This window comes from Streptosporangium sp. CA-115845, from assembly GCF_050943795.1.
Taxonomy (GTDB): domain Bacteria; phylum Actinomycetota; class Actinomycetes; order Streptosporangiales; family Streptosporangiaceae; genus Streptosporangium.
Genome location: NZ_CP191990.1, coordinates 13176 through 35677 on the forward strand (window position 1 = coordinate 13176; position 22502 = coordinate 35677).

The 22502-nt window shown below is 69.8% G+C and carries 41 protein-coding genes; 38 read left to right on the top strand and 3 right to left on the bottom strand.

The genetic code is table 11. From position 1 onward, the window contains the following. Positions 1-17 precede the first annotated feature (17 nt). Positions 18-788 carry a GntR family transcriptional regulator gene (locus tag ACQP0P_RS48090; protein ID WP_433382851.1) on the top strand — a complete coding sequence of 257 codons (771 nt, stop codon included), beginning with the start codon at positions 18-20 and terminating at the stop codon, positions 786-788. 223 nt (positions 789-1011) lie between these two features. On the opposite strand, the gene ACQP0P_RS48095 is transcribed toward ACQP0P_RS48090, so the two are convergent. The 3 genes from ACQP0P_RS48095 to ACQP0P_RS48105 all read right to left on the bottom strand — a co-directional run bounded on the left by ACQP0P_RS48095 (position 1012) and on the right by ACQP0P_RS48105 (position 3445). After that, a complete protein-coding gene (locus ACQP0P_RS48095) occupies positions 1012-2604 on the bottom strand; it encodes a hypothetical protein (RefSeq protein ID WP_433382854.1) in 1593 nt (530 codons plus the stop codon). A 16-nt stretch (positions 2605-2620) separates the two neighbouring features. Beyond that, the gene (locus ACQP0P_RS48100; RefSeq protein WP_433382857.1) at positions 2621-3019 is read right to left on the bottom strand and encodes a hypothetical protein; all 399 of its coding nucleotides are present in this window, start codon (positions 3017-3019) and stop codon (positions 2621-2623) included. A 174-nt stretch (positions 3020-3193) separates the two neighbouring features. Beyond that, complete coding sequence (locus tag ACQP0P_RS48105; protein WP_433382860.1) at positions 3194-3445, bottom strand: hypothetical protein; 252 nt, start codon at positions 3443-3445, stop codon at positions 3194-3196. Between the two features lie 388 nt (positions 3446-3833). Here ACQP0P_RS48105 and ACQP0P_RS48110 point away from each other — a divergent pair, with 388 nt between their 5' ends. The 37 genes from ACQP0P_RS48110 to ACQP0P_RS48290 all read left to right on the top strand — a co-directional run bounded on the left by ACQP0P_RS48110 (position 3834) and on the right by ACQP0P_RS48290 (position 22347). Further along, complete coding sequence (locus ACQP0P_RS48110) at positions 3834-4061, top strand: helix-turn-helix domain-containing protein (RefSeq protein ID WP_433382863.1); 228 nt, start codon at positions 3834-3836, stop codon at positions 4059-4061. Next, positions 4058-4471 carry a hypothetical protein gene (locus ACQP0P_RS48115; protein ID WP_433382866.1) on the top strand — a complete coding sequence of 138 codons (414 nt, stop codon included), beginning with the start codon at positions 4058-4060 and terminating at the stop codon, positions 4469-4471. The genes ACQP0P_RS48110 and ACQP0P_RS48115 overlap by 4 nt, the downstream gene beginning before the upstream one ends. Then, positions 4449-4676: a helix-turn-helix domain-containing protein gene (locus ACQP0P_RS48120; protein ID WP_433382863.1), complete on the top strand. Its 228-nt coding sequence runs from the start codon at positions 4449-4451 to the stop codon at positions 4674-4676. Before ACQP0P_RS48115 ends, ACQP0P_RS48120 begins: the two co-directional genes overlap by 23 nt. Further along, complete coding sequence (locus ACQP0P_RS48125) at positions 4673-5005, top strand: hypothetical protein (protein WP_433382719.1); 333 nt, start codon at positions 4673-4675, stop codon at positions 5003-5005. Before ACQP0P_RS48120 ends, ACQP0P_RS48125 begins: the two co-directional genes overlap by 4 nt. Before the next feature lie 20 nt (positions 5006-5025). After that, complete coding sequence (locus ACQP0P_RS48130) at positions 5026-5307, top strand: hypothetical protein (RefSeq protein ID WP_433382722.1); 282 nt, start codon at positions 5026-5028, stop codon at positions 5305-5307. A 1-nt stretch (position 5308) separates the two neighbouring features. Next, positions 5309-5656, top strand: a complete 348-nt coding sequence (locus ACQP0P_RS48135; protein WP_433382725.1) for a hypothetical protein — start codon at positions 5309-5311, stop codon at positions 5654-5656. A gap of 44 nt (positions 5657-5700) precedes the next feature. After that, positions 5701-6000: a hypothetical protein gene (locus tag ACQP0P_RS48140; RefSeq protein WP_433382728.1), complete on the top strand. Its 300-nt coding sequence runs from the start codon at positions 5701-5703 to the stop codon at positions 5998-6000. Further along, complete coding sequence (locus ACQP0P_RS48145; RefSeq protein WP_433382731.1) at positions 6000-6155, top strand: hypothetical protein; 156 nt, start codon at positions 6000-6002, stop codon at positions 6153-6155. The genes ACQP0P_RS48140 and ACQP0P_RS48145 overlap by 1 nt, the downstream gene beginning before the upstream one ends. Further along, positions 6152-6415: a hypothetical protein gene (locus ACQP0P_RS48150; protein ID WP_433382734.1), complete on the top strand. Its 264-nt coding sequence runs from the start codon at positions 6152-6154 to the stop codon at positions 6413-6415. The genes ACQP0P_RS48145 and ACQP0P_RS48150 overlap by 4 nt, the downstream gene beginning before the upstream one ends. Next, entirely contained in the window at positions 6412-6987 is a 576-nt protein-coding gene (locus ACQP0P_RS48155) for a hypothetical protein (RefSeq protein WP_433382737.1), read from the top strand. Before ACQP0P_RS48150 ends, ACQP0P_RS48155 begins: the two co-directional genes overlap by 4 nt. A 118-nt stretch (positions 6988-7105) precedes the next feature. Then, entirely contained in the window at positions 7106-7345 is a 240-nt protein-coding gene (locus tag ACQP0P_RS48160) for a hypothetical protein (RefSeq protein WP_433382740.1), read from the top strand. Continuing rightward, positions 7339-7557 (top strand): hypothetical protein, encoded by a 219-nt coding sequence (locus ACQP0P_RS48165; RefSeq protein WP_433382742.1) that lies wholly within the window; start codon positions 7339-7341, stop codon positions 7555-7557. The genes ACQP0P_RS48160 and ACQP0P_RS48165 overlap by 7 nt, the downstream gene beginning before the upstream one ends. Beyond that, positions 7557-8537 (top strand): hypothetical protein, encoded by a 981-nt coding sequence (locus ACQP0P_RS48170; protein WP_433382745.1) that lies wholly within the window; start codon positions 7557-7559, stop codon positions 8535-8537. The genes ACQP0P_RS48165 and ACQP0P_RS48170 overlap by 1 nt, the downstream gene beginning before the upstream one ends. Then, a complete protein-coding gene (locus tag ACQP0P_RS48175) occupies positions 8534-8836 on the top strand; it encodes a hypothetical protein (RefSeq protein ID WP_433382747.1) in 303 nt (100 codons plus the stop codon). The genes ACQP0P_RS48170 and ACQP0P_RS48175 overlap by 4 nt, the downstream gene beginning before the upstream one ends. Positions 8837-8970: 134 nt before the next feature. Further along, complete coding sequence (locus ACQP0P_RS48180; RefSeq protein ID WP_433382750.1) at positions 8971-9315, top strand: hypothetical protein; 345 nt, start codon at positions 8971-8973, stop codon at positions 9313-9315. Positions 9316-9325: 10 nt separating this feature from the next. Beyond that, positions 9326-9562 carry a hypothetical protein gene (locus tag ACQP0P_RS48185; RefSeq protein WP_433382752.1) on the top strand — a complete coding sequence of 79 codons (237 nt, stop codon included), beginning with the start codon at positions 9326-9328 and terminating at the stop codon, positions 9560-9562. Continuing rightward, positions 9559-9705 (top strand): hypothetical protein, encoded by a 147-nt coding sequence (locus tag ACQP0P_RS48190; protein WP_433382755.1) that lies wholly within the window; start codon positions 9559-9561, stop codon positions 9703-9705. Before ACQP0P_RS48185 ends, ACQP0P_RS48190 begins: the two co-directional genes overlap by 4 nt. Further along, positions 9698-9976: a hypothetical protein gene (locus tag ACQP0P_RS48195; protein WP_433382758.1), complete on the top strand. Its 279-nt coding sequence runs from the start codon at positions 9698-9700 to the stop codon at positions 9974-9976. Before ACQP0P_RS48190 ends, ACQP0P_RS48195 begins: the two co-directional genes overlap by 8 nt. Further along, complete coding sequence (locus tag ACQP0P_RS48200; protein ID WP_433382761.1) at positions 9969-10469, top strand: hypothetical protein; 501 nt, start codon at positions 9969-9971, stop codon at positions 10467-10469. Before ACQP0P_RS48195 ends, ACQP0P_RS48200 begins: the two co-directional genes overlap by 8 nt. A gap of 173 nt (positions 10470-10642) precedes the next feature. After that, on the top strand, positions 10643-10933 hold the full coding sequence (locus ACQP0P_RS48205) for a hypothetical protein (protein WP_433382763.1): 291 nt from the start codon (positions 10643-10645) through the stop codon (positions 10931-10933). Beyond that, the gene (locus ACQP0P_RS48210; RefSeq protein ID WP_433382765.1) at positions 10930-11865 is read left to right on the top strand and encodes a hypothetical protein; all 936 of its coding nucleotides are present in this window, start codon (positions 10930-10932) and stop codon (positions 11863-11865) included. Before ACQP0P_RS48205 ends, ACQP0P_RS48210 begins: the two co-directional genes overlap by 4 nt. 15 nt (positions 11866-11880) lie before the next feature. Further along, the gene (locus ACQP0P_RS48215; RefSeq protein ID WP_433382768.1) at positions 11881-12138 is read left to right on the top strand and encodes a hypothetical protein; all 258 of its coding nucleotides are present in this window, start codon (positions 11881-11883) and stop codon (positions 12136-12138) included. Positions 12139-12357: 219 nt separating this feature from the next. Next, positions 12358-13077 (top strand): DNA-methyltransferase, encoded by a 720-nt coding sequence (locus ACQP0P_RS48220; RefSeq protein ID WP_433382771.1) that lies wholly within the window; start codon positions 12358-12360, stop codon positions 13075-13077. A 13-nt stretch (positions 13078-13090) separates the two neighbouring features. Beyond that, entirely contained in the window at positions 13091-13381 is a 291-nt protein-coding gene (locus ACQP0P_RS48225) for an HNH endonuclease (protein WP_433382774.1), read from the top strand. Positions 13382-13530: 149 nt separating this feature from the next. Beyond that, entirely contained in the window at positions 13531-13776 is a 246-nt protein-coding gene (locus ACQP0P_RS48230) for a hypothetical protein (RefSeq protein ID WP_433382777.1), read from the top strand. Then, positions 13721-15211: a hypothetical protein gene (locus tag ACQP0P_RS48235; protein ID WP_433382779.1), complete on the top strand. Its 1491-nt coding sequence runs from the start codon at positions 13721-13723 to the stop codon at positions 15209-15211. The genes ACQP0P_RS48230 and ACQP0P_RS48235 overlap by 56 nt, the downstream gene beginning before the upstream one ends. A 13-nt stretch (positions 15212-15224) precedes the next feature. Further along, positions 15225-15407: a hypothetical protein gene (locus ACQP0P_RS48240; protein ID WP_433382782.1), complete on the top strand. Its 183-nt coding sequence runs from the start codon at positions 15225-15227 to the stop codon at positions 15405-15407. Continuing rightward, a complete protein-coding gene (locus ACQP0P_RS48245) occupies positions 15407-16579 on the top strand; it encodes a phage portal protein (RefSeq protein WP_433382785.1) in 1173 nt (390 codons plus the stop codon). Before ACQP0P_RS48240 ends, ACQP0P_RS48245 begins: the two co-directional genes overlap by 1 nt. Continuing rightward, on the top strand, positions 16579-17382 hold the full coding sequence (locus ACQP0P_RS48250) for an HK97 family phage prohead protease (RefSeq protein WP_433382788.1): 804 nt from the start codon (positions 16579-16581) through the stop codon (positions 17380-17382). Before ACQP0P_RS48245 ends, ACQP0P_RS48250 begins: the two co-directional genes overlap by 1 nt. Then, the gene (locus tag ACQP0P_RS48255; protein ID WP_433382791.1) at positions 17379-18794 is read left to right on the top strand and encodes a phage major capsid protein; all 1416 of its coding nucleotides are present in this window, start codon (positions 17379-17381) and stop codon (positions 18792-18794) included. The genes ACQP0P_RS48250 and ACQP0P_RS48255 overlap by 4 nt, the downstream gene beginning before the upstream one ends. Positions 18795-18864: 70 nt before the next feature. Beyond that, on the top strand, positions 18865-19125 hold the full coding sequence (locus ACQP0P_RS48260) for a hypothetical protein (protein ID WP_433382794.1): 261 nt from the start codon (positions 18865-18867) through the stop codon (positions 19123-19125). Beyond that, a complete protein-coding gene (locus ACQP0P_RS48265; protein ID WP_433382797.1) occupies positions 19125-19673 on the top strand; it encodes a hypothetical protein in 549 nt (182 codons plus the stop codon). The genes ACQP0P_RS48260 and ACQP0P_RS48265 overlap by 1 nt, the downstream gene beginning before the upstream one ends. Continuing rightward, positions 19670-20131 carry a hypothetical protein gene (locus ACQP0P_RS48270; RefSeq protein ID WP_433382800.1) on the top strand — a complete coding sequence of 154 codons (462 nt, stop codon included), beginning with the start codon at positions 19670-19672 and terminating at the stop codon, positions 20129-20131. Before ACQP0P_RS48265 ends, ACQP0P_RS48270 begins: the two co-directional genes overlap by 4 nt. A gap of 14 nt (positions 20132-20145) precedes the next feature. Further along, the gene (locus tag ACQP0P_RS48275) at positions 20146-20403 is read left to right on the top strand and encodes a hypothetical protein (protein ID WP_433382803.1); all 258 of its coding nucleotides are present in this window, start codon (positions 20146-20148) and stop codon (positions 20401-20403) included. Further along, positions 20400-21428, top strand: a complete 1029-nt coding sequence (locus tag ACQP0P_RS48280) for a phage tail tube protein (RefSeq protein ID WP_433382806.1) — start codon at positions 20400-20402, stop codon at positions 21426-21428. The genes ACQP0P_RS48275 and ACQP0P_RS48280 overlap by 4 nt, the downstream gene beginning before the upstream one ends. 3 nt (positions 21429-21431) lie before the next feature. Beyond that, on the top strand, positions 21432-22001 hold the full coding sequence (locus ACQP0P_RS48285; RefSeq protein WP_433382809.1) for a hypothetical protein: 570 nt from the start codon (positions 21432-21434) through the stop codon (positions 21999-22001). A gap of 25 nt (positions 22002-22026) precedes the next feature. Continuing rightward, positions 22027-22347 carry a hypothetical protein gene (locus ACQP0P_RS48290; RefSeq protein WP_433382812.1) on the top strand — a complete coding sequence of 107 codons (321 nt, stop codon included), beginning with the start codon at positions 22027-22029 and terminating at the stop codon, positions 22345-22347. The last annotated feature ends 155 nt before the right edge of the window (positions 22348-22502 follow it).

Sequence of the window (22502 nt, forward strand, 5' to 3'; positions counted from 1 at the left end):
AGGAAGAGGATTCATCCATGGCCGCGCTCCATCCGTTCCGGCGCATCGCCGATGATCTCCGAGAGGAGATTCTTGACGGACGGCTGGCGCCGGGTGCCCGTCTCCCTTCAGAGAACGAGCTCGCGGTCCGGTATGCAACTACGCGCACGACGGTGCGCAAGGCGATCGCTCTCTTGCGGGGCGAGGGCTACATCGCGAGTGCTCAGGGCAGCGGGTCCTACGTCCGGTCCCGGCCGGCACTCCTGATGATCTCGACCGGTAGCCAGTGGAGATCGCGTCGCGACGGTGGAATCTCTCCTCTCAGTGCCGAGTTCACCGAGCAGGGACACGAGGTAGAGCAGCGCCTTCTGAGCGTCGGCGAGGAACCAGCGCCGCGAGATGTCGCCGAGTTGCTCGGCCTGGCGGCCGGTGACGCTGTCATCGTTCGCCGGCGCCGGGTCCTCATCGGCGGGAGTCCGATGCAGCTGGGTAGCGCCTACTACCCGACCGCGATTTTCGGCGGGACGGCGGCCGCCGAGTCGCGCCGGATCAAGGGTGGCGTACTGGGTATGTTCGAGGATGCCTTGGCCGGTCGGATCGCGCGGTTTGTGGAACGGCTGTCCATCCGCATGCCGACTCCGGTGGAGGCATCCGAGCTGCAACTGCCCAGTGGGGTGCCGATCGCGCGAACTGTGCGGGTCGCCTATGACGCGCGAGGGCGGTCGGTTGAGGTGTTGGTCAGCATCGTTCCCGGCGATGCGTACACGTTCGAATATGTGATCGACGTCCCGCCGCCGGCGGCCGACTAACGTGCCGCCGAGAGCTTGGGAGATTTCTGGGAGAGATGATCGCTATCTCCACCCACCTCCACCTCGCTCCACCCCCGCGCACCTCGCTCCACCAACGCCTTGACCAGGGCAATCCATGATCGCCCTGGTCAAGATCTTGCGCTTACCTCGTTCGGGACGAAGAGGCCGCAGGTTCAAATCCTGTCACCCCGACGTCGAATCCCGAGGTAGAGGGCCTGATCCGCTAAGCGGATCGGGCCCTTCTGCTGTTCCTGGGAGATATCCGGGAGATGACCTTGTTGGCCCTCCCCTCCCGCCAGGCCGCGAGCTCCCGATCCAAGATCGGCACCTGCGATGTCGGCCAGAGCCGGAACCGCTCAGCGATCGCGTTCTCCCACATCGCTTGCAGCACCTCGCGCAGCTGCTCGCGCATGCCCTCGGTCGGATGCCCGTACCGGCCCGACATCGAGGTGTCCTCGTGGCCCATCCGCTCGACTTTCAAGGTCTTCTTAATTCCTGTGTCGTCCATCCACGTCTGGTGCCCGTGGCGCAGACCGTGCGGGGTGAGGCCCGGCCGGATCGGCAACCAGCTCACCAGGTGAGCCCGCTCGCTCTCCGGCCAGGCCGACCAGTTCGGCCGGCCCCGCCCGCGCGGCGGGTCGAACGGCTCCCCCACCACGGCGTACGGCCACGGCCAGTGCACCGGACGGCCCGGCCACGCGTACTCGCCTTCGAGGACCTGGGCGCGGCCGCGCTCCGGTGCCGGCCCGTAGACCGCGACGTCGGCCAGCACCGGCCGCGCCGGCCGCGCCTTCCCCCGGTCCATACGGCCGGGGTAGACGCCATCGGCCGCGGGCCGCATGACCCGGGTACTGAAATGGCCCCGCTGGTAGTGCCCTCGCTCCCCCGTCAGGAACAGGTACTTCCCTCCCGGACACCACTCCACGAGCTCGGCCCCGTCGACGGGCGGCAGCTCCTCGTCCCGTGTAGTGCAGGTGCACATGCGCGCCCGGCCCGCCAGCTCTTGCAGCGCCTCGTCCAAGAACAGGGGCACGTCGATCTCCCTCAGGCTCCCATCCTTCGGCCACCCGAGGTAGAACCCGCTGAGTTCGTAGATCTTGCGGTTGATGTCGAGCATCCCGCCGCCCAGCAGCTGCTCGGGGCTGAGCGCCAGGACCTCACCCCACCGCAGGCCCGTCCACGCCTTCGTGATGAGCATGAGCGCCAGGTCCTCGTCGCCGCCGACGAGCTCGGCCCGCTCGGCGACGAGAAGCACCTCCAGTGGCGACGGCCAGACCTTCGCCGCCCGCTGGTAGGCCTCGACCCGGCGGGTACCCTTGCGCCCTTTGCCGCGCTTGCGCGCAGCCGGATTGACGGACAGGTACCGTGGTATCGCGTCACCCAGCATGTTGTTCAGCAATCGACGTGCGTCCTGTGCGGTGCGCGACGCGTATCCCGCCCGGACCATGCCGCGCTCCCACGGGTCCATCTCCTCGGCGAGAACCTCGTCCAGCCTGTGGGTTTCCCACCGGGGCAGAATGTGATTCTCCAACAGGCTCCGGTACGTCTTCATCGTGCTCGGCTCCAGAGCGAGGCCCGCGTACCAGGTCCTCGACCACTCGCCCACCGTCGGCGGCCGCTCCTTGTCTATGCGGAGATTCAGCCGGATCATCGTCTCTTGGACGAGCCCGTACTCGTACGCCTCGTCCTCGCTGGTGAACTTCTCACCGGTGTGCTCGTTGGCGGTTACGCCGCCGCTCCATTGGCCATTGGCCAACTTCCAGCGGACGCGCCATGAGCTGCCCCGTTTCCCGGGGCGTTCTTCGACGTAGGGCAAGATCCATCTCCTCTTGTCATCGGGGTGGGTCGAAATAGCGCAGCTGATCGGTGCCTATGGCACTCATCGCCGCGGCCAGCTCTGCGCGAATGAGGTCACGCGGGACAGGAAAGTACAGGCCGTTCTCGCTGACCTCCCATCTATTCATCTCATTGATCCCGATGTCTTTCGGCTCCACCCGGAGTTCGCCCCATGGCTCCCGCCGCGGAGTGCCCGTGACGAGCGGGCACAGGGCTGCGCCCGCGCTGCCCACGGCCGAGAGGGGGGCGATCAGGCGGGGGTCGATGTCATCGGTCGAGACGAGCCAGTCAGTGCCGCCCCTCTCGTTGCCGATGACGATGGGTCGCGCGCTGCGGGTGGGAAACTCGGCTGGATCAAGAGCATGAAACTGGACCACGCTGTCCAAGTTGTCCATACATCATCCCCGTCAATACGAATGTTCCTGGTGGGACATAAGTGACATAAAGGGAATAAGGATGATCGGACAAACCAGATATACGCAATCCGTTACATTACGAAATGCTTCCGTAGCGAAACATCAGTCACATCAGTCACAAAAGGTAAGGCGATTCTTACCTTATAGATAGGATTATCTGGCCGAGTCGCCACCCTCCTGGCGCGTACGGTCAAGCCGTTCGGCCCACTCCTCGGCCCATCGCCGGATCGCTTCCCGATCCTCGTCTGGCAGATCTGGCGGCACCGTGAACCACACACGCCCACGATCGATCTTGGTCGACTCCACGTCGAGCTCAGCACCGCGGATCTCGGCCAGGATGACGGCCGCATCATCGCGCCCCACCTGTTCAAGATCGATCGGAGTGAGACCGACGGCGTAGGCCATGTGAGCCAAGGTGGACGCAGTCGCCAGCACTCGCACCGGCGGGGCGCCCTTCCGAGGTTTGCGATAACCCCGCTCGACATTTCCCCACGTCTCGGCGCTGATCCCGGCCCGCTTGGCCGCCTCGGCCACCGGCAGGCGTGGGCGCAGACTCTCTCTGACCCGACGTATCAGCGCTCCTTCAGGGGTGGGTTCTGGCACGTCAGAGCTGGATGCCAACGGGTCCCTCGCCATGGCCCTGCCCGGTCTCTCGGAGGATTGCAACGGATTGCAGCGGATTACAGAGATGTTCCTGGCGCTCCCTTCTAGATATCAACCAATCCATGATCATCTTAGAGAAATGCAAGTTTTGATGTTGCAATAAACCCAATTCCTCTGCGATCCTCTCCGCATGCAGACACGCCCTCCGCGTAAGCGGCCCATCGACCAGGACCCCGCCGCCATCCGCCATCGACGCTTGAGCGCCGCCATGGAGCAGAAGCAGCTCGCCAGCGCCGCCAACATCAGCACCACCCACATGAGCAACATCGAGCGCGGCAAGAGCTCGGCCGGGCCGGACGTCCTCTTCCGGATCGCCACCGCCCTCGACTGCCAGGTGAAAGACCTCCTAGCGACATGAGCGCCCCCGCCGAGGAGGAGGTGCCGGCGTACCGCCTCTACACCTGCGAGCAGGGCGCCGCACGAATTGGCGGCGATGTCATCAGCGCCTGGACCCTGTACCGCTTCGCCCGCGAGGACCTCGTGCCGTGTACCCGCAACGGGCGCAAGGTCGCGTGGACTGACGAGCAGTTGGCTGGTGCCGTCGCCTATCTGGCGAGCACAGCCGCGAAGAAGACGACCAAGGCCAAGACCTCCCCCCCGTCGCAGGAGACCCGGCCCCGTGGGCGTAGCGACATCGCCCCGTTGGTCTCCCGCCCCGGCCGCCGCTACAGCGCCGCGCTCGATGTTGCTCATGTGGGTGGTGCTGATGTTGCAATAAACCCAATTCCTCTGCGATCCTCTCCGCATGCAGACACGCCCTCCGCGTAAGCGGCCCATCGACCAGGACCCCGCCGCCATCCGCCATCGACGCTTGAGCGCCGCCATGGAGCAGAAGCAGCTCGCCAGCGCCGCCAACATCAGCACCACCCACATGAGCAACATCGAGCGCGGCAAGAGCTCGGCCGGGCCGGACGTCCTCTTCCGGATCGCCACCGCCCTCGACTGCCAGGTGAAAGACCTCCTAGCGACATGAGCGCCCCCGCCGAGGAGGAGGTGCCGGCGTACCGCCTCTACACCTGCGAGCAGGGCGCCGCACGAATTGGCGGCGATGTCATCAGCGCCTGGACCCTGTACCGCTTCGCCCGCGAGGACCTCGTGCCGTGTACCCGCAACGGGCGCAAGGTCGCGTGGACTGACGAGCAGTTGGCTGGTGCCGTCGCCTATCTGGCGAGCACAGCCGCGAAGAAGACGACCAAGGCCAAGACCTCCCCCCCGTCGCAGGAGACCCGGCCCCGTGGGCGTAGCGACATCGCCCCGTTGGTCTCCCGCCCCGGCCGCCGCTACAGCGCCGCGGCCAGATGATCTACAAGGAGCACCACCGCATGCCCGAGACCGACTCCGAGGCTGATGCCCGCTACTACCGTCTGGCCACCCCGGCCGGACGCGAGGTCACCGTCCGGCTGGACGAGACGACGGTCGTTCTGCAACTGCCCGGCCACCGGCCCCTCGTCCTCGACCATGACGAGGCCTGGGCCGCCTGGGCCTGCTTCACCGACGCGCTCGACTTCCCCGAGAACGCGCCGGAGTGGGTCGGGCCGACCATCATCCCCACCGACGCCGAGGGGCGGCCGCTGCCCGCGGCCGCGCCCGCCGTCTCGGCCTGAGATGCGTATCCGCCTGGTCCTGACCGGACCGCACGAAGTCGTGGCCAACGAGATCGACCGGCTCGGCTACCTGTACGAGATCGCCGCGCAGTCCGACCTGACCCCGCTCCCCGGCGACACCCTCGGAGACCGCCCCCGCCAGTACGTGGCCCGCATGACGCTCACGCCCCGACACGGCGAGAGCGGCGAGGACCTGGTCCCGGTGCGCATCGGGGACGCGCGCCTGGCAGGTGAGGCGCTGCGCGTCATGGCGCAGGTCGGCGCCGACCTTGACCCCCAGCGCTCGGCCGTCCTCGCGGCGGCCGCCGAGCGCATCACCCCTGAAACGACAACTCTCCCGGTGTGCTGACACCGGGAGAGCTCACCGTCCATACCCGAAAGGGCAACCCAACGATGACCGTACAGCCCCCCGCCGACAAGACCACCCAGCCCGGGGTCTTCGTCCACACCACCGTGTCGATCGCCTACCCCGACGCCGCGGAGATCAGCCTGAAGGACTCCCGCCACCTCCCTGGCATGTACTTCTTGAGCCTCTCTGCTACTCAGAACCCGGTCCACATCTCGCTCGGCGGTATCCACGCCGATCGGGAGGCCGAAGCGAAGGCGATGGACCGCCTGGCCGAGGTCGCCACCGAGGCCGCGGCGAGGCTCCGCGCGCCGCTGCCCGCCGTACAGCCCGCGGGCGGTGCCTGATGCAGGACGACAACTGCACGGCCGAGTTCATCGACGGCCACTGGACCCGCTGCGGATGCCTGAACTGCCGCGAGCTTGAGGCCGACCTGATCGAGCGCGCCGTGGAGATGGACGCGATCACCCTCCAGCACGAGCTCAATGGGAGCGACGGATGACCCCCGAGCGGATCGCGGAGACCCCTGCCACACCCCAGAAGGGCAAGCGCCGAGAGATCCACTACCGCGTCGCCCTGCTGCTCACCAACGGCGCCCGGATCCGTCCCGTGTGCCGGGTCCCTGGCTGCGACTGGCGGGGCCATGCCCACGTCGCCAAGCCCGCCGCAGAGCACGAGCGCACCATCCATCAGGCCTGGCACGCCGCCAAGGCCGCCCCGTCCCGCCCCGTCAGCCCCTCCACTCAGGGAGTAACCTCATGAGTCACATCGACGAGATCATCACCGCACGTTTGGGTGAGGCGCCCCCCGGCCCGATCCAGCAGGACGGCGCCGCCCGTCGAGCCGCGATCAACTTCGGCTACCTCGCAGACCGCCCCGACCGGCGCACCGTGTGGCTGGAGACCCGCGCTGAACTGCTGGCGCTGTACAACGCCGCAGGGCATCAGCTCACCCGGTGGGACGCCCTGGACCGGCAGCTGGCCGAGGACGCCCACCCCTCACAGCCCAACCCGGCCCCGGCCCTGGGCCCGGCCTCTCACCCCCTGAAGTCCTCGGCTCCGGCGCCCACCGCCCCGCCCCTCGCGCCCGTCCCGGCGCCGGCCCCGGTGCGCGGCCCCTTCGAGTCGGCCCACCCCCAGCCACTCCAGCCGCTCCCGCTGCCCTCGGCGGTGGCGAGCGCGGCGCCGGTCCCGCCGAGCGCCGTGGCCATGGCCGAGGCGCTCGCCGACACCGACCCGCGGCGGGGTGTGCGGCCCTACGTCCTGCCGACCCCGGCGCAGCCCGCCGGTGAGGCGGTGGTGCCGGACCCTCACGGGCGGCCGGGTCAGCAGTGACCGGCCGACACCGCATGCCGCGCCTTCCCTTCTCCACGCGGCAGCGGGCCCGCCTGCTGGACTGGGCCCGCGACACCATGCAGACGACCTACGGTGACATGCGGTCCGTGGACATCTGGTGAGGACCTTCTTTCGTCTCCTCTCGTCGGCCCTCCTCCCCGGGCCGGCGGGGGGCCGGTGGTCGCGGCGCGCCCTTCTCGCCGCGCGCACCGATCGGCCCGCCCCTGACCCGGTCACCGAGGCCAAGCTGATCATGCACCGGGCGGTCGTCGAGCGGCTTCCCATCGCTGACGGCCTGGCCCAGATCCGCGAGCGCATCACCACCCAGCCACAGCGACGGTGGTGGTGGCCGTGGTGACGCTGCCCCTGCTGACCCTCGCGGGCGGGATCGTGACGGTCTGCGCGGCGACCGCCGCCGTGATCGCCGTGCCGTGCCGGTGGCCCCTGTGGGCACTGTGCACGGCGCTCGCGGTCCTCGCCGCGGCGGCGATCGTCACCGCCCTGACCCTCATCTCGCCGCCTGCCGTCCCCGAGCCCCCGCTGGCTCCCCGTATCGTCCTGGAGGCCTGATGGCCATGACTGGGACCTTCGTCCTGTCCTTCGCTCGTGATGCGTTCACCTCGCTCACCGACGCGGTCCAGCTCGCTCCCGCCGCGCTCGGTCTGTTGTTCCGCTACCTCACCCGCCCGCCCCGCCCAGGGATCAGCCGCGACGAGCTAGCCGCGGACTACGGGGTCACCCGCGACGCGCTGCGTCGCACCAACACCGAGCTCATCGAGGCCGGGCTACTGCTGCAGGACCGTCGCCCCATCGGTAAGGGCGAGTGGCAACACCTGATCGTCGCGGCCGCGACCCCGGCCGAACTGCCCTCCAAGCGCGAGGCGTGGACCCTGCTGGACGCCGCCCTGGCCGCCGATCGGGTCAACACCTCGCCGGAAAGCGCGGATGTTGCGACCTGCACCGACGTGCCCGCGCCGCAGGTCGCAACATCACCCCGAAACGGCCACATAGAACCGGTTAACCCCTTCGCTACGTCCGAGCAAGAGCACAAGCCCTCGGTGGTGGCCACCGTCGCCGAACTGCGGGCCCTGGCCCAGTTACCGCCACTACCGGCACCGAAGGATCAGGCCGATCTGTGGCTGACCCCCGCCCAGGTCCTCACCCTGGCCACCCAGTACCCGCCGCGCTACGGAGACCTGGCCCTGGGCGTGCTGGCCCGTTCGGGTCTCCCCTTCTACCTCGCCCCCCGGGTGCTGGCCCTCATGCTGCAGGGCTACGACACCGGGCAGCTGGCCCGCACCCTGGCCGGCGTCCAGGAGGGCAAGTGCCCGGCCGCGGTCGCGCGCTGGCGCCTGGACAAGCTGCTGCTCGACCCCGCCCCGAACCGCACCGCGGCCGCGGTCGCCATCTGGCGGGCGCCGTCGACGACCATCACCGCGCCCCCGGCCCCGAGCTCGGCCGACCCCCAGGCGACCGCCCGGAAGTTCGCGGCGCTTCGGGCCACGCTCCCCGCGGCCGGTGCCCGGCTGCGGGCCGGGAACCGAGGGTGAGCGCCGCCGCAGTGGTGCTGCCGCTGTGGAGCCCTGCCGTCGAGCGGCGCCTGATCCGCCGGGCCGCCCGTCGACGGAGTCGGCATCGGCCCCGGTGCAGGGAGTGCCGCAGGCAGATCAGCGACGCGATCTCGCTGCGGTTCCGGTTGGGGTCCGGCTGCCGCCGCAAGCTCGGGATCACCGGGCGGCGCCTGCAGCTCGGCCGGATGCCGCGCGTCCGCGACCCCGGTCACATCCTCGGCCAGCTCGACCTGCTCGACCTCGAAATCGAACGGACATACGAACAATGGGCCGCATAGTGTTGATCATGAAACGGCTGCTGTGCGCTCACACGTGGGAGCTCGCGAGCCGTCGGAACTGGATCTACACCTACCGCTGCCCGCGCTGCACGAAGACCAAGACCCGCCGCGACTACTGAGGACTGGAGGCACCGGTGAACCTGAGCGAGCACGACCTGGAGCTGTGCCCCTTCAACTGCCGCGAGCTCGTCCTGATCACGCGCACCGAGCGCGGCCGGGAGCTCGCGGTGAACCCTGCCCCCGACCCGAAGGGCAACACGGCGGTCTGGAAGAACTCGGCCGGTGCCTGGCGCTCGCGGTCCCTGGCCGGCCACGAGGCGATGCCGCTGCTGTCGTACGAGGAACTGCACATGCCCCACGTCGCGACCTCGCCCGCCTGCCGCCCCGCACCGCCCGCCGCGACGCTGCCCGGCCTGGCCACCTTCGCCCGTGGCCGTCCCCGCACGGCCCGGCTCCCCTATCCGCGCCGTACCCGCTGAAAGAAGAACCATGATCCACGAACCCGACCTCTATACAACCGCCGCAGCACAGGTGCACTACGTCGACCCGCGCGTCCGCCAGCTCGCCTACGCCCGCTACCACCTCACCACCGGCGGCAGCTTCATGAGCTGGCTGGCCCTCGGCAAGAACCACCCCGACGCCCTTATCGAGGAGGCGCGGGACTGGCTCCGCGCCGCCGTGGCCGCCGGGATCCTGTCACAGCAACCGCTGGGGGAAGAATCATGATCATCGCGACGCGACGTCGCCTCGGTGCCTGGTGGGACCGCCAGCGCGAGCTGTTCGCCGACCCGTTCGATATCGAGTGGCCGCCCGAGGACTCGGCCGCGGCCGCCGTCCCGGTCGACCGTACGGAGGCCGACCGTGGATAGCGCCCCCACCATCGAGCAGCCGAGCCCGGCCGCCCCGACCAGGACCCGCACCCCGTGCGGCACCGTCGCCATCCTCACCCCGCAGGATGACGGCACCTTCGTAACCCTCGTCTGGGACGTCCCGATCGACGTCGCCAGCCAGGGCATCACTCAGCTGATCACGCAGTTCGGCCCGGCCCGCACCGAGATCACCGCCGACGCCCAGGCCGCCGCGGTCTCCGCCGACTTCTTCGCCAACCGCCACGGCGTGGTGAGGATCGACAATGACTGACCGGCCGCCGCTGCAGCCGTTCATCTGCGGCGGTGGCGCCCAGGCCGAGGTCGCCCCGGCCCGCGTGGGCGTGGTCATCCTGGCGTGGATCTGCCCGTCCTGTGACGGCGCCGGCCTCTGGGACGACCGGCTGCCGTGCGAGATGTGCAGCGGCCGGGGCGCCGTCGACGACGACACCCTGGGCGAGTGGGACCGCGCCGAGGTGCGGCCGGCCCCGATCCCGCCCGCCGTCATGCGGAAACCGTGCGCGGACTGCGCGTACCGGCCCGGCGCCCCCGAGGCGGACGAACTCCCGCCCACGGACGCGCCGTTCTTCTGCCACCACGGGATGCCCGTCGTGAACGGCGCCTACGCACCGACCGCGTGGGCCGACGGCCGACCGCTCGGCGCGATGGTCTGCCGCGGCTGGTGGGAGGCCACGACCCGTCAGCATCTGCACGACGTCCTCAAGGCCTACCAGGCGGCGCGCGACGGGTGGGGGAACGGTGCCTGACACCCCGGCGCCACCGCCGGACCCGGCCGAGCCGTGCACCTACGGTTGTCGGCCGTCGACCGGCTGGAGGCGCTACCCCACCGGGTGGGCCCGCGCGTGCGACCGACACCGCGGCGGCCGCCGGGACCGGTTCGTGCCCGACGTCGTCAACAACCGTCAACAAGGGGGATCCCATGAGCGAAACGCCTAAGCCAGCCCAGGGTCGCATCGGGACGACAGTGAACGAGTACGGAGACGGGATCCACCTGCTCGCCGCCGGGGCCCGGGGGATGCTGGCCATGGCCAGCATGGTGGACCTGGAGGCGATGCGCACGCACCTGGCGACCATGGAGACCATCGCGCCCCTCGTCGTCCCCACCACCTACCTCCAAAGCGGCGGGCTGCGCTTGCGCGATCAGGCCACGTTCCTGGACGCCACCATCGCCTACATCAACACGATCAGGACCCTGGACCGCCGCCGGTGACCTACCCGCTGTGCAAGGTGCCCGCCTGCTACCGCCCGTCCCCGGACGGCGCCGCGGCGTGCGCCAGCTGCGGAGCCGAGCTCCACCACCGGCTCGGCGAGCTGGCCGACTGGCTGGCCGCCGAGCTGGATACGGCGCTGGCACGCCAGGCCCGGCTCGGCGGCGGCACCGGCCGCCGCGGCGCCGAGACCCCACTGGCCTACGGTGCCGCCGCCGCCGAGGCCATCGCCGTACTGCGCTCAGCGCTGGTCGGCTGGGTGCGCACCCTGGACCGGCACGACCAGCCGATCGGCCCGGCCTGCCCGCGCCGCTGCGAGCACGGATCCTGCGTGTGGATCACCACCCGGATCCTGCCCAAGAACACGCTGCCCGCGATGGCCGACTGGCTGGCCCGGCGGGTGACGGACATCCGCCGCCATCCGGCTGGCGGCGAGGCCGTCGACGAGCTCATCGACGCCGTCCACCAGGCCCGCCGGGCGATCAACCGCGGCGCTGATCTGGTCTACTGCGGGCCGTGCGGACACCGCGGCGACGATGGCCGCATCTGCATGAGTGACCTGTACGCCGTGCCCCACGCGCGGGTCGTGCAGTGCCGGTGCGGCGCCATCACCGACGTCCCAAGCCGCCGCGCCTGGCTGCTAGGGCAAGCAGAGAGCGTGCTGGGCACCGCGGCCGAGATCGCCCGGGCGCTGACCCGCCTGGAGCAGCCCGTCACCCCCGAGCGGATCCGGCAATGGGCCCAGCGCGACCGGCTCAGCGCGCGCGGCCACGATCACCGCGGACATCCGCTGTACCGGATCGGCGACGTCCTGGCGCTCCTTGACGGCCTGGATGCCGCCCACCTTGAAGGCCCGGCCTGCATCCGCATCCGCTGCCGGCACTCGACCTGCCGCCGGATCCGCGCCCGAACCCGCCCGCCCCGCGCAGCATGAGGAGAGAATCCAGCTATGGCCGATCAGACACCCGAGACACCCGAATGGGCCAAGGCCCTGCAGAACGCTGCCGCCGAGATGAGTAAGGGCCTCGCCCAGGCGAGCCGCATCCTCGCCGCACAGGGCGCCATGGGGTGGACGTACCGAGGTGACCTCGAAGCGGCACGCCAGGCCCTGGCCGCGCTGCCACCCGACCACCTACAGGAGATCTCGGCGGCCGCGGCCGCGCTCGCCTCGCTCGCGGACGAAGCGCTCACTCAAAAGGCGCCCTGAACTGGGCATTTGCGAAAAAGATCATCGGATGTCACGCTGAAGGTCTGCGGAGACAGTTGTGTCCGCAACCAGGAGACCCCGCCATCGCGCGGGGTTTTCTCGTTCCTGGCCCGGATGCCTCGGGGGTCATCTGCGGTCAGGAACCCCCGACCTCACCCCCTCCCAACGCACCGACTCGCCCACCCGTACGGGTGCGCGCGACCCGCTCTGGGAGATCACATGTGGACGTTGCACCACGGCGACGCGCTCGCCATCCTGCCCACCCTGCCCGCCGCCTCCATCGACCTCGTTCTGGCCGATCCGCCCTATAACTCCGGTGGCCGCACCGGAACCGAACGCGCCGCGCAAGGCGCACGCGACAAGTACGTCTCCGGTGACGCCGCCCACGCCCTGGCCGACTTCGCCGGCGACAACCGCGATCAACGCGGCTTCGGCTACTGGTTGGCCCTCGTGCTCGGTCAGTGTCTGCGCGCCGCCCGTCCTGGCGCGTCGGCTCTGGTCTTCTGCGACTGGCGGCAACTGCCCGCCACCTCTGATGCGCTACAGGCCGCCGGATGGACCTGGCGCGGCATCATCCCCTGGCGTAAGCCCATCGCCCGTCCGCAGCGGGACGGCTTCAAGCGCGAGTGCGAATACGTCCTGTGGGCCAGCAACGGCGTGCCCGCCCGGCACGTTGAACCCGTCTACCTGCCCGGCCTCGTCGAAGGGTCGCAACCACGCGGCACCGTTCGCAAGCACATCACCCAAAAACCGGTCGAGGTACTTCGTCAGCTCATCGGTGTCTGCCCACCGGGTGGAACCGTGCTCGACCCGTTCGCGGGATCTGCCTCCACCGGAGTTGCCGCGCTCCTTGAGGGGCGAGCGTTCATCGGCGTGGAGATCACCGAGCACTACGCCAAGGTGGCACAGCAGCGCCTGACGGAGACGATCGCCGAGTAGCCCAGGAGGTGTGATGTCTCCTCGGAGTAAGGGCCGCGCCGGGCGGCCCTGGCGGCGCGTATGGAACCGGCTGCGCAACAGCCCGGGCAGCGATGTGTGCTGGCTGTGCGGCCACATGATCGACAAGACCCTTCCCGCTAGGCATCCGATGAGCTGGACGGCCGATCATGTCGACCCGATCAGCCTCGGTGGCGCCGAGCGTGACATCCGGCTGCTGCGTCCTGCTCACATGCGATGCAACAGCAAGCGCGGCAACCGCACCGGCGCGGCCGGTCGGCCCATGCGGACGTCCGAGGCCTGGTGAACGAGCGCGATCGCGCACCGCTCCGGCTGTTCCCGCATTTCCGCAGGTCACGACGTTTCCGCAGGTCAGGGTGTTTTTGGGGGGGTGGGTGGGGGACCCCGTGCCAACCTCTCCCGTATCTCTCCCCGCGAGATCAACCGGAGGTGATCATGGCTATCCGGCGGGTCTCAACCGTGGTCGCCGAGGGTGATCGGCGGGCCTCGCTCAAGGCGATCCGCGACAAGCTCGCCCGCGAGCTGCACGGCGCGAGCGGCCGCGACGCCGCGGTGATCGCCAAGGAGCTCCGGGCGACGATCTCGGAGCTGGACGGGCTACCTGGTGGCGAGGAGGTGAACCCCATTGACGATCTCGCCGCCCAGCGTGCGCGTCGGATCGCAGACGCCCAGGGTCGCTAACTGGCCGCAGTACCCGATCAGCGCGGCACCGGAAGTGATCGACCTCGCCGCTTCGGCTGGGCTGCATCTGGACCCGTGGCAGCAGTTCATTCTCACCCACGGCCTCGGGCAGAGGCTCGACGAGCAGTGGACCGCGCGGAAGGTCAGCGTGTGGGTGCCCCGCCAGAACGGCAAGGGCGGCGTGATCGAAGCGTTGGAGCTGGCCTGGCTGTTCCTGTTCAAGGACGAGCTGATCATCCACTCCTCGCATCAGCACCGTACGTCGTCGAGGGCGTATGCGCGGCTGGAGCGGATCATTCGCGGTGCCCCTCATCTGTTCCGCCAGGTCGAGCAGTTCCGCCAGGCCAACGGTGAGCAGCAGATCGAGACCAGGGACGGGCGGCTGCTTCAGTACGTGACCCGGTCACGCACGGCGATCCGCGGCTTCAGCTCCGCAAAGATCATCCTGGACGAGGCGCAAGAGCTGACCTCTGACCAGATGGCGGCCGTCTTGCCGACCGTGAGCGCCATGCCGAACTGGCAGGTGTGGTTCCTCGGCACCCCGCCGGATGATGCGGCCGCCTGGTGCTACGGGCTGCGCGCGGACGGCGAGGCCGGCGCGGCGCGTTTGGCGCACTTCGACTGGGGCGCGGATCTGGACCCCACCAGCGCGGCCGACCGGCGCCGGGCGGCCGCGGACCGTGACCTGTGGTACGCCTGCAACCCCGCCTTGGGTGTGCGGATCACCGAGGAGACCGTCGAAGACGAGGCCAAGCCGTCCGGGCTCGGCGAACTGTTCTCGGTCGAGCGGCTCGGCGCATGGAAGCCACGGGCAGAAGCCGGGCCCGGTGTCCTGAACATCGAGGTGTGGCAGAGCCTCACCGACCCCGGCTCCCGCCGTGAGGGCGCGGTGGCGTTCGCCGTCGACGTCACACCCTCGCGGGACAGTGCGTGCATCGGCGTGTACGGGCTGCGTGCTGACGGCCTGGGGCATGTTGAGATCGTGGACCGGCGCCCTGGAACCAACTGGGTCGTGGATCGGCTGGTTGAGCTGCGGGGGCGGTGGGATCCGGTGGCCATCGGCCTGGACGTGAAAGGGCCTGCGGGGTCGCTGCTGGTCGACCTCGAGAAGAGGGGAATCACCCGTCCCGAGGACCCCGACAAGCCCAAACGCGGCGACCTGGCCATCCCGACCGCATCGGAGGTTGCGGCGGGCTGCGGGCAGTTCGCCGACGCCGTCGCCCAGGCGACGTTGCGCCACATCGGCCAGGACGAGATGACCACCGCGATCATGGGCGCCAAGACGCGGCCGCTCGGCGATGCGTGGGCGTGGGGGCGGCGGATCTCGACCGCGGACATCTCCCCGATCGTCGTCGCGACGAACGCGCGGTGGGCGTATGAGAGCAGGGCGCATCTGGTCGCCCAGGATTATGACCCGCTCGCCAACATCTACTGACCGGGGAGGCCGGATGCACTGGCTCAAGGCCGCCGAGCTCGCCGGTGACGCCGTGCGACGCCTCGGCGAGGCGTGCAGGTGGCTGCCCGGCCTGGCCGGGGCGGCATGCGTTTGCGTGGGGCTGGCGCTGATCTATCGGCCCCTGGGCCTGCTGGCCGCCGGCGCGTTCCTGCTGCTGCTGGATCGGAGGTCGTAGTGGGCGTGTTCTGGGGCCGCCGGGCCACCCCGCCCGCGGAGCGCAGGTTTCTGCCGCCGATCATCACCAGCTCGCAGTTCGACCAGGTTGACCTGTCTCGTGCCGAGGCGAGCCTGCAGAAGGTCGCGGTCTGGTCGGCGGTCGACCTGATCGCCTCGCTGGGGTCGGAGCTGCCGATCGATGTGTTCCGCGGCACGGGCGCCGACCGCACCGAGCTGCCGGTCCCGTCCTGGCTGCAGGACCCCGGCGCCGACGGCCAGGGCGTGGAGGATTGGATCTTCCAGCTTCTGATGAGCTGGCTGCTACGCGGCAACGCGACCGGCATCGTGCGTGACCGGCATCCGCGCGGCGACTTCCCGACGGCGGTCGAGCTGCTGCACCCGGACGCGGTCAACGCCTGGCTGCGCGACGACCGGCCGGTGTTCGCCTACCTCGGACGCGAGATCCAGCCGGCGGAGTTGTTCTTCCGGCGGTGCTACCCGATGCCCGGGATCGTGCTGGGCATGTCCCCGATCGAGCACCACGCCAGCACGATCGGACTCGGCATCGCGATCAACCGGTTCGGCCGGCAGTGGTTCACCGACGGCGCGCACCCGGGCGGGATGCTGACCAACTCCGAAGCCGACCTGAATCCGGATCAGGCGCGCACCGCCAAGGAGCGGTTCTTGGCCGCGGTGCGCGGCACGCGCGAGCCGGTGGTGCTGGGCCGCGGCTGGAAGTTCGAGAAGATCCAGATCGCGCCGGAGGAGTCGCAGTTCCTGGAGTCCAACCAGTTCACGAGCGCCGAATGCGCGCGGATCTTCGGCCCCGGGCTCGCCGAGGTCCTCGGATACGAATCCGGCGGGTCGATGACGTACTCCAACGTCGAATCACGCGCCACGCACCTGCTGGTGTACGCGCTGAACCGGTGGCTGCGCCGCGTGGATCGGGTGCTGACGGTGATGCTCCCGCGCGGCCAGTACGCGCGGCTGAACCGGGACGCGCTGCTGCAGTCCACGACGCTGACCCGCTACCAGGCGCACCAGATCGCCCTGCGCAACCGGTGGAAGACGGTCAACGAGGTGCGCGGCACCGAAGATCTCCCGCCGGTGCCATGGGGCGACGAGCCGAACACCGCGGCGCCGGCAAGCGGAACGGGCGACGTCCACGACGGCGCGGATCAGGAGGAGTAATGGAGACGTTGCGCGAACTGGACATCGTCCGGGCCACTGCGGGGGCCGTACGGCTGACGCGCGCCGACGATGGCCAAGGCGAGCGCGAGATGCCGACGATGACCGTCCGCTTCTCGCCGTTCGGGACCTGGTATGAGATCGACTCGTGGTGGGAGGGGCGCTTCCTCGAGCGCACCGTGCGCGGCGCGTTCGCCAAGACGATCGCCGAGAACGCGAGCCGGGTGAAGGTGATGTTCAACCACGGCCGTGACATGTACATCCACCAGAAGGTGCTCGGCGTTCCGGAGAGCATCCGCGAGGACGCCGACGCCGCGGTTGGTGACGTGCCGCTGTTCGACACCTCCTATGTGCGAGACCTGCTGCCCGGGATAGAGGCTGGCGCCTATGGTTCCAGCTTCATGTTCCGCGTCTTGCAAGAACAGTGGAACGAGGAGCCGGGCCGCTCCGATCACAACCCCGATGGCCTCCCAGAGCGGACCATCACAGAGGTCCGGCTGTATGAATTCGGTCCGGTCACCTGGCCCGCCAACCCGGACGCCACCTCCGGTATCCGATCCGGCACCGATGCCTACTACGAGCACCTGCGCCTGGCGGACCCGGCTCGGGTCGAGCGGCTCGCCGCTCGCGTCACCGAACTTCGCACTGCGCAGGGAGCGCAGCCGCCCGCCAAGGGCACTGCGCCTCTGTCTGCAGCCGCACCCGCACCACCCGACGAGCCGGCCATGCGCCACTCGGGCGGGCTGACGCCACGCGAACGCCGCTGGCGTCGATACCCGTACCTGAAGGAAGGGGCGTCACGATGACGCTGGAAGAGATGCGCGCCCGGCTCACCAAGATCGAAGACGAGCGGCGCGGCCTCGATGAGGCCGCCGGCGATGCGGCCCTGGCCGAGGATCAGCAGACCCGCTGGGAGGCGCTCGACGTCGAGGAGACCGAGCTGCGCGAGCAGGTCGAGGAGGCCGAGCGTCTTGAGCGTGTGGCGGACTCGCGCCAGCGCTGGCGTACCGCGCAGATCGGCCGGTCCGTGGTGCCGTTCGACGGCGGCGACATCGCGCGCATGGCCGCACCAGAGCTGCGCGACCGGGCCCGGGCCGTGCTCGGCGACGACACCGCGGCCGGGCACCTGGCCGACGGTCAGCGCTCCCGGCTGGAGCGGCTCCTGCAGACCCGCAACGACAACGTCGACGGGGCGCTGCTGGCCCGTCGGCTGCTGGTGACCGAGCACCCGCACTACCGGGAGGCGTTCATGCGCCTGGTCTCCCGTACCACGCCGGTGCTCACCCCGGAGCAGTCCCGGGCGGTGCAGGCCTATGAGGAGTTTCGGGCGATGTCCATCGGCACCGATGCCGCCGGCGGGTACGGCGTGCCGGTCCTGATCGACCCGACGATCATCTTGACCGCGCAGGGCTCACCGAACGACTTCTTCAACCTGGCCCGGGTGGAGACCATCACCACCGACCAGTGGAAGGGCGTCTCCTCGGCGGGCGTCACCTGGCAGTTCCGCCAGGAAGGCGCCGCTGCCTCCGACAACTCGCCGACCCTGGCCCAGCCGGCCGTGCCGGCCCACCGCGCCGACGGATACATCCCCTACTCCCTCGAGGTCGACCAGGACTATCCCGGGTTCGCCTCGGAGATGGCGCACCTGCTCGGCGAGGGCTACTCCGAACTGCTGGTGAAGAAGTTCACCGACGGGAGCGGCACCAACGAGCCGACCGGCATCGTGACCGCCCTGACCGGTGGCGCCTCGGTGGTGACCACCGCGGCCGGGGGCGCCATCTCGGCGGGCGACGTCAACGACACCTGGGCGGCGCTGCCGATCCGCTACCGGGGCGCCCGGTGCGCGTGGATGTCCTCCACCGACGTCAACAACGCGATCCAGCAGCTCGGCGCGAGCAACAACAACTCGGCGTTCACCGTGGACTTCACGGCCGAGGGCGTGATGATCCTCAAGGGCCGCCGCGCCTACCTCAACGACTACATGGACGCGTTGCCGGCGGGGGTCGGCGCGGCCGAGCTGGCGGTGGTCGGCGACTGGTCCAACTACCTGATCGCCCAGCGCGCGGGCATGTCCATCGAGCTGATCCCGCACGTCTTCAACGCGGCGGGCACACTCGCCCTGCCGACCGGTCAGCGGGCGTGGTTCGCCTGGGCGCGCGTCGGAGCGGACTCCATCAACGATGCCGGTTTCCGGCTGCTGGTGAACAAGCCCTCCTAGTCCAGCAACCCGACCTGCAGCAGCGCCCGGCCGCCATACCGGGCGCTGCTGATGTGTAAGGAGGCCCGGTATGGGCGTGGTGTATGTCAAGAACGATTGCGTGGTGCGCTGGTCACAGGGCCAGTCGCCGCTGGCCAAGGGCGAGGTGTGGGACGAGGCGGCCGAGCTGGTGGCCGAGCGACCCGACCTGTTCGACACCGAGCCGACCCTGATCAAAGGCCGCCCGGCCAAGGCAGCACCGGCCGAGGCGGGGCCGGTCGAGGCGGGGCCGGTCGAGACGGCCACCGCGGCGCCCGGTGACAAGCGCACCCGCAAGCCCAGGGGCAGCTAGTGGCCGAACTGGTCACGCTCGCTGAAGCGAAGGCTCATCTCAACATCCCGGCATCCCGGACGGGCGACGATGAAGAGATCAGCCGGTTCATCGGCGCGCTGACCGCGCCGATTGAGCGGCATGTGGGGATCGTGCTGCCTGTCACCGTCACCGAACGCTGCTGGGGCGGGCGCCGGTCCCTGCTGCTCGCGCACCGCCCCGTGCAGTCGATCGGCTCTGTCACGCTGCCCGGCGGCCGCACCGTGCCCGGGTCGGGCTATGACCTCGACGGCGACGCCGGCGTGCTGCACCGGATGGCGGGCGGACACCTGTCCTGCTGGGAGCGTGGCCGCATCGCCGTCGTCTACACCGCCGGGCTCGCGGCTGTGCCCGCCCATGTCCGCCAGGCCGCCCTGATCATCCTCGGCCACCTGTGGGAGACCCAGCGCGGCACCATGGGCACGGCACGCGCCACCCGAGATGACGAGGTCTGGGATCCCCGCTTCGGCTACTCCATTCCCCGCCGAGCATTGGAGCTGCTCGGCGGAACATCGATGGGAATCGCATGATGCTGTCCTCCCGCGTGCCGGCCGTCTTGGACCGGCTGGTCGAGCTGTTCACTGCCGCACTGCCCGACGACGTCCTCGTGCACGACGGCCCGAACCTCACCGCCGACCCGGGCCGGGACGTGGTCTGTGTCGGCTGGGACGGCGACGACACCGGCGACGGCCAGGCCGTCGACTGGACCCAGACCTGGACCGGCCTGGGCATCGGGGCCAAGGCCGAGGCCATCGACGTCACCTGTGTGCTCATCGCATGGGACGGCGACGACGACCTGGCCGCTGCTCGCACCCGCGCCTATACCCACTTCGCCGCCCTGGAGGCGGCGTTGCGCGCCGACGTCGGGGCGGGCTTCGCGCCGCCCACCGTGGTGGCCATCACTGGTGGCCGCCTGCACCAGGAGCAGACCAAGAACGGGGTCGAGGTGCGGGTGCCGTTCACCGTCTCGGTCCAGACCCGTATCTGAAGGAGGGGGCCCACGTGGCCAAGCTGACGCTCAAGAACATCTCTGGCGACACCCGGAGCCTGGGTCGCCCCGATGGGCTGCCGGTCAAGGCCGGCGACGTCGTCGCCGTCGACGGCGAGCTCGTCGAGGAGCTGGGCGACGCCTACGTCATCGATCAGGCCGGGCAGGTCCGGGCCTGGCCCAAGGAGACCTGGAAGCTGAGCGGCGCCGGTGCGAGTGGCGCCGGTGCGAGCGGCACGGCCGCGGGGAGCAAGGGAGGCGCTGAGTCATGACCACTGGCACTGGCCTGGACAGCCAGGTAGGCATCGCCGCCGAGTCCGTGGTGGGGACCGCGGTCACGGTGACGAAGTTCCTGGAGTACACCAAGGAGTCGATGAAGTACAGCCCGGGGTTCCTGGAGCCGAACACCTTGGCGGCCGGGCAGAAGTACAAGCGCGTCTCCCGGGTGACGAAGAGCAGGGTCACCGCCGGTGGTGACCTCGAGCTGCCCGTCGCGACCCGCGGCATGGGCCTGCTGTACAAGCACATGCTCGGCAGCACGGGCACCGCGACGCAGATCGACAGCACCACCGCCTACCGGCAGGTGCACACCCCGGTCGGCAAGCTCGGCTTGGGCTTCACGATGCAGGTCGGCCGACCCGAGCCGTCGACCGGCACCGTGAGACCGTTCACCTACCGCGGCTGCAAGATCACCGAGTGGGAGTTCAGCCTCAGCGATGGCGACGTCGCCAACCTCAAGGTGTCGATCGACGCGATGGACGAGGCGACCGCCACCGCGCTGGCCACCGCCTCCTACACCGCGGCGCACCAGTTCGGCTTCCACCAGGCGGCCCTGAGGCTGGGTGGCACCGTGGCCACCGCGTCCGGCGTTACGTCGGTGACCGGCGGCACTGCGGTCGCCACCGTGATCAACTCCATCAGCATTAAGGGCGCCACGCCGCTGGCGACCGAGCGCTACGGCCTCGGCAACGGCGGCATCAAGCGCGAGCCGTTGGAGAACGACATCCCGACGATCACCGGCAGTCTCAAGGCCGAGTTCAGCCAGGCGGAGCTGTACGACGTGTTCAAGGCCGGCGACGTGCTGGCGCTGGAGCTGGAGCTGACCGGCGCGGCCATCGGCGCCTCGGGAGAGAACGACACGTTGTCGTTCATCACCCCGGCGATCATCCTCAAGGAGGCACCGCCGGTGGTCGACGGGCCCGGCATCGTGATGATGGACCTGTCGTTCGAGGCCTACTCCGACGGCACCAACCCAGTCGTTCAGGTGCTGTCCATCTCGGCCGACACCACCCTTTGACCCATGGTGGCCGAGGTGCGGGTGGCCGGCGCCGAGCAGATGCGCAAGCTCGCCCGCGACCTGAAGCGGGTGGACAAGAAGCTCGCCGCCAAGCTGCGCAAGAGCATCCGCGACGCGGCCCGGCCGGCGGTGGCCGACGCCAAGACCGCCATCAGTTCGCTGCCGGTCACCGGCTCCCGGGGCGGCGGCACCAAGAAGCGCGCCGATCAGCACCTGCAGCGCGCCAAGGATCCGGCATCCGAGAAGGCCCAGGCACGCGCCCGGGCCCGCGCCGGGCTACGCCGGAGCATCGCCGCGGCGATCAAGACCGACATCCGCGACGGCGGCCGCAAGGCCGGGGTGCGGATCATCGTCGACGGCAGCAAACTCCCCGCCGACCAGCGGACCCTGCCCCGGCGGATGAACACGCGCAAGGGGTGGCGCCACCCGCTGTTCGGCAACCGGGAACGCTGGTACGCCCAGCGCGGCGCCCCCTGGTTCGAGCCGTCGATCAAGCGGCACGTCAACCGGGTGCGGAAAACCATCCTCGCGGCGATGGACGAGATCGCCCGCGAGCTCGACAACAAGACGTAGGAGAGGCCTCATGCCCGCTTTCCGCATGACGATCGAGGACGAGACCTTCGAGACCGACCCGAGCAAGATCGCGCTGCACGAAGGCATCGCGCTGCAGGAGGCTACCGGCCTGACGGCCATGGACATGGAGGCCCGAATGAAGGCGGGCGACTTCATCGCGATCGGCGCCTACGTGTGGCTCATGCTGAAGTTCCGCCTGGGCCGGGACATCACCTGGCCTCAGATCAAGTCCGGCGAGTACGCGATTGACATGGCCGCGATCACGGTGGAGCGCATCGATGAGCCGGGCCCTACCAAGGCCGCCCGCGCCCGGGCTCGGGCGGCGACCTCAAAAAGCGCCGGCTGACCTACCTGCCGATCCTGGCGCACCTGTGCCACCTGACACCGGCTGACGTCGACGCGCTGACCGTGGTCGAGTTCGAGGCGTTCTGCGCGTGGATCGATGAAGTGATCAAGGCCAACAAGGCCAAGTAGCGCACACAGCCATGGGGGGTGATCCCC

Bases quoted from the DNA above. Each gene is read 5' to 3' on its own strand.
- ACQP0P_RS48285 (WP_433382809.1), top strand. From the start codon at position 21,432: ATGGTGGCCGAGGTGCGGGTGGCCGGCGCCGAGCAGATGCGCAAGCTC.
- ACQP0P_RS48255 (WP_433382791.1), top strand. From the start codon at position 17,379: ATGACGCTGGAAGAGATGCGCGCCCGGCTCACCAAGATCGAAGACGAG.
- ACQP0P_RS48125 (WP_433382719.1), top strand. From the start codon at position 4,673: ATGAGCGCCCCCGCCGAGGAGGAGGTGCCGGCGTACCGCCTCTACACC.
- ACQP0P_RS48100 (WP_433382857.1), bottom strand. From the start codon at position 3,019: ATGGACAACTTGGACAGCGTGGTCCAGTTTCATGCTCTTGATCCAGCC.
- ACQP0P_RS48270 (WP_433382800.1), top strand. From the start codon at position 19,670: ATGATGCTGTCCTCCCGCGTGCCGGCCGTCTTGGACCGGCTGGTCGAG.
- ACQP0P_RS48105 (WP_433382860.1), bottom strand. From the start codon at position 3,445: ATGGCCTACGCCGTCGGTCTCACTCCGATCGATCTTGAACAGGTGGGG.
- ACQP0P_RS48135 (WP_433382725.1), top strand. From the start codon at position 5,309: ATGCGTATCCGCCTGGTCCTGACCGGACCGCACGAAGTCGTGGCCAAC.
- ACQP0P_RS48220 (WP_433382771.1), top strand. From the start codon at position 12,358: ATGTGGACGTTGCACCACGGCGACGCGCTCGCCATCCTGCCCACCCTG.
- ACQP0P_RS48215 (WP_433382768.1), top strand. From the start codon at position 11,881: ATGGCCGATCAGACACCCGAGACACCCGAATGGGCCAAGGCCCTGCAG.
- ACQP0P_RS48155 (WP_433382737.1), top strand. From the start codon at position 6,412: ATGAGTCACATCGACGAGATCATCACCGCACGTTTGGGTGAGGCGCCC.
- ACQP0P_RS48225 (WP_433382774.1), top strand. From the start codon at position 13,091: ATGTCTCCTCGGAGTAAGGGCCGCGCCGGGCGGCCCTGGCGGCGCGTA.
- ACQP0P_RS48185 (WP_433382752.1), top strand. From the start codon at position 9,326: ATGATCCACGAACCCGACCTCTATACAACCGCCGCAGCACAGGTGCAC.
- ACQP0P_RS48150 (WP_433382734.1), top strand. From the start codon at position 6,152: ATGACCCCCGAGCGGATCGCGGAGACCCCTGCCACACCCCAGAAGGGC.
- ACQP0P_RS48290 (WP_433382812.1), top strand. From the start codon at position 22,027: ATGACGATCGAGGACGAGACCTTCGAGACCGACCCGAGCAAGATCGCG.
- ACQP0P_RS48240 (WP_433382782.1), top strand. From the start codon at position 15,225: ATGCACTGGCTCAAGGCCGCCGAGCTCGCCGGTGACGCCGTGCGACGC.
- ACQP0P_RS48250 (WP_433382788.1), top strand. From the start codon at position 16,579: ATGGAGACGTTGCGCGAACTGGACATCGTCCGGGCCACTGCGGGGGCC.
- ACQP0P_RS48170 (WP_433382745.1), top strand. From the start codon at position 7,557: ATGGCCATGACTGGGACCTTCGTCCTGTCCTTCGCTCGTGATGCGTTC.
- ACQP0P_RS48120 (WP_433382863.1), top strand. From the start codon at position 4,449: ATGCAGACACGCCCTCCGCGTAAGCGGCCCATCGACCAGGACCCCGCC.
- ACQP0P_RS48090 (WP_433382851.1), top strand. From the start codon at position 18: ATGGCCGCGCTCCATCCGTTCCGGCGCATCGCCGATGATCTCCGAGAG.
- ACQP0P_RS48115 (WP_433382866.1), top strand. From the start codon at position 4,058: ATGAGCGCCCCCGCCGAGGAGGAGGTGCCGGCGTACCGCCTCTACACC.
- ACQP0P_RS48260 (WP_433382794.1), top strand. From the start codon at position 18,865: ATGGGCGTGGTGTATGTCAAGAACGATTGCGTGGTGCGCTGGTCACAG.
- ACQP0P_RS48280 (WP_433382806.1), top strand. From the start codon at position 20,400: ATGACCACTGGCACTGGCCTGGACAGCCAGGTAGGCATCGCCGCCGAG.
- ACQP0P_RS48205 (WP_433382763.1), top strand. From the start codon at position 10,643: ATGAGCGAAACGCCTAAGCCAGCCCAGGGTCGCATCGGGACGACAGTG.
- ACQP0P_RS48130 (WP_433382722.1), top strand. From the start codon at position 5,026: ATGCCCGAGACCGACTCCGAGGCTGATGCCCGCTACTACCGTCTGGCC.
- ACQP0P_RS48200 (WP_433382761.1), top strand. From the start codon at position 9,969: ATGACTGACCGGCCGCCGCTGCAGCCGTTCATCTGCGGCGGTGGCGCC.
- ACQP0P_RS48140 (WP_433382728.1), top strand. From the start codon at position 5,701: ATGACCGTACAGCCCCCCGCCGACAAGACCACCCAGCCCGGGGTCTTC.
- ACQP0P_RS48190 (WP_433382755.1), top strand. From the start codon at position 9,559: ATGATCATCGCGACGCGACGTCGCCTCGGTGCCTGGTGGGACCGCCAG.
- ACQP0P_RS48145 (WP_433382731.1), top strand. From the start codon at position 6,000: ATGCAGGACGACAACTGCACGGCCGAGTTCATCGACGGCCACTGGACC.
- ACQP0P_RS48230 (WP_433382777.1), top strand. From the start codon at position 13,531: ATGGCTATCCGGCGGGTCTCAACCGTGGTCGCCGAGGGTGATCGGCGG.
- ACQP0P_RS48110 (WP_433382863.1), top strand. From the start codon at position 3,834: ATGCAGACACGCCCTCCGCGTAAGCGGCCCATCGACCAGGACCCCGCC.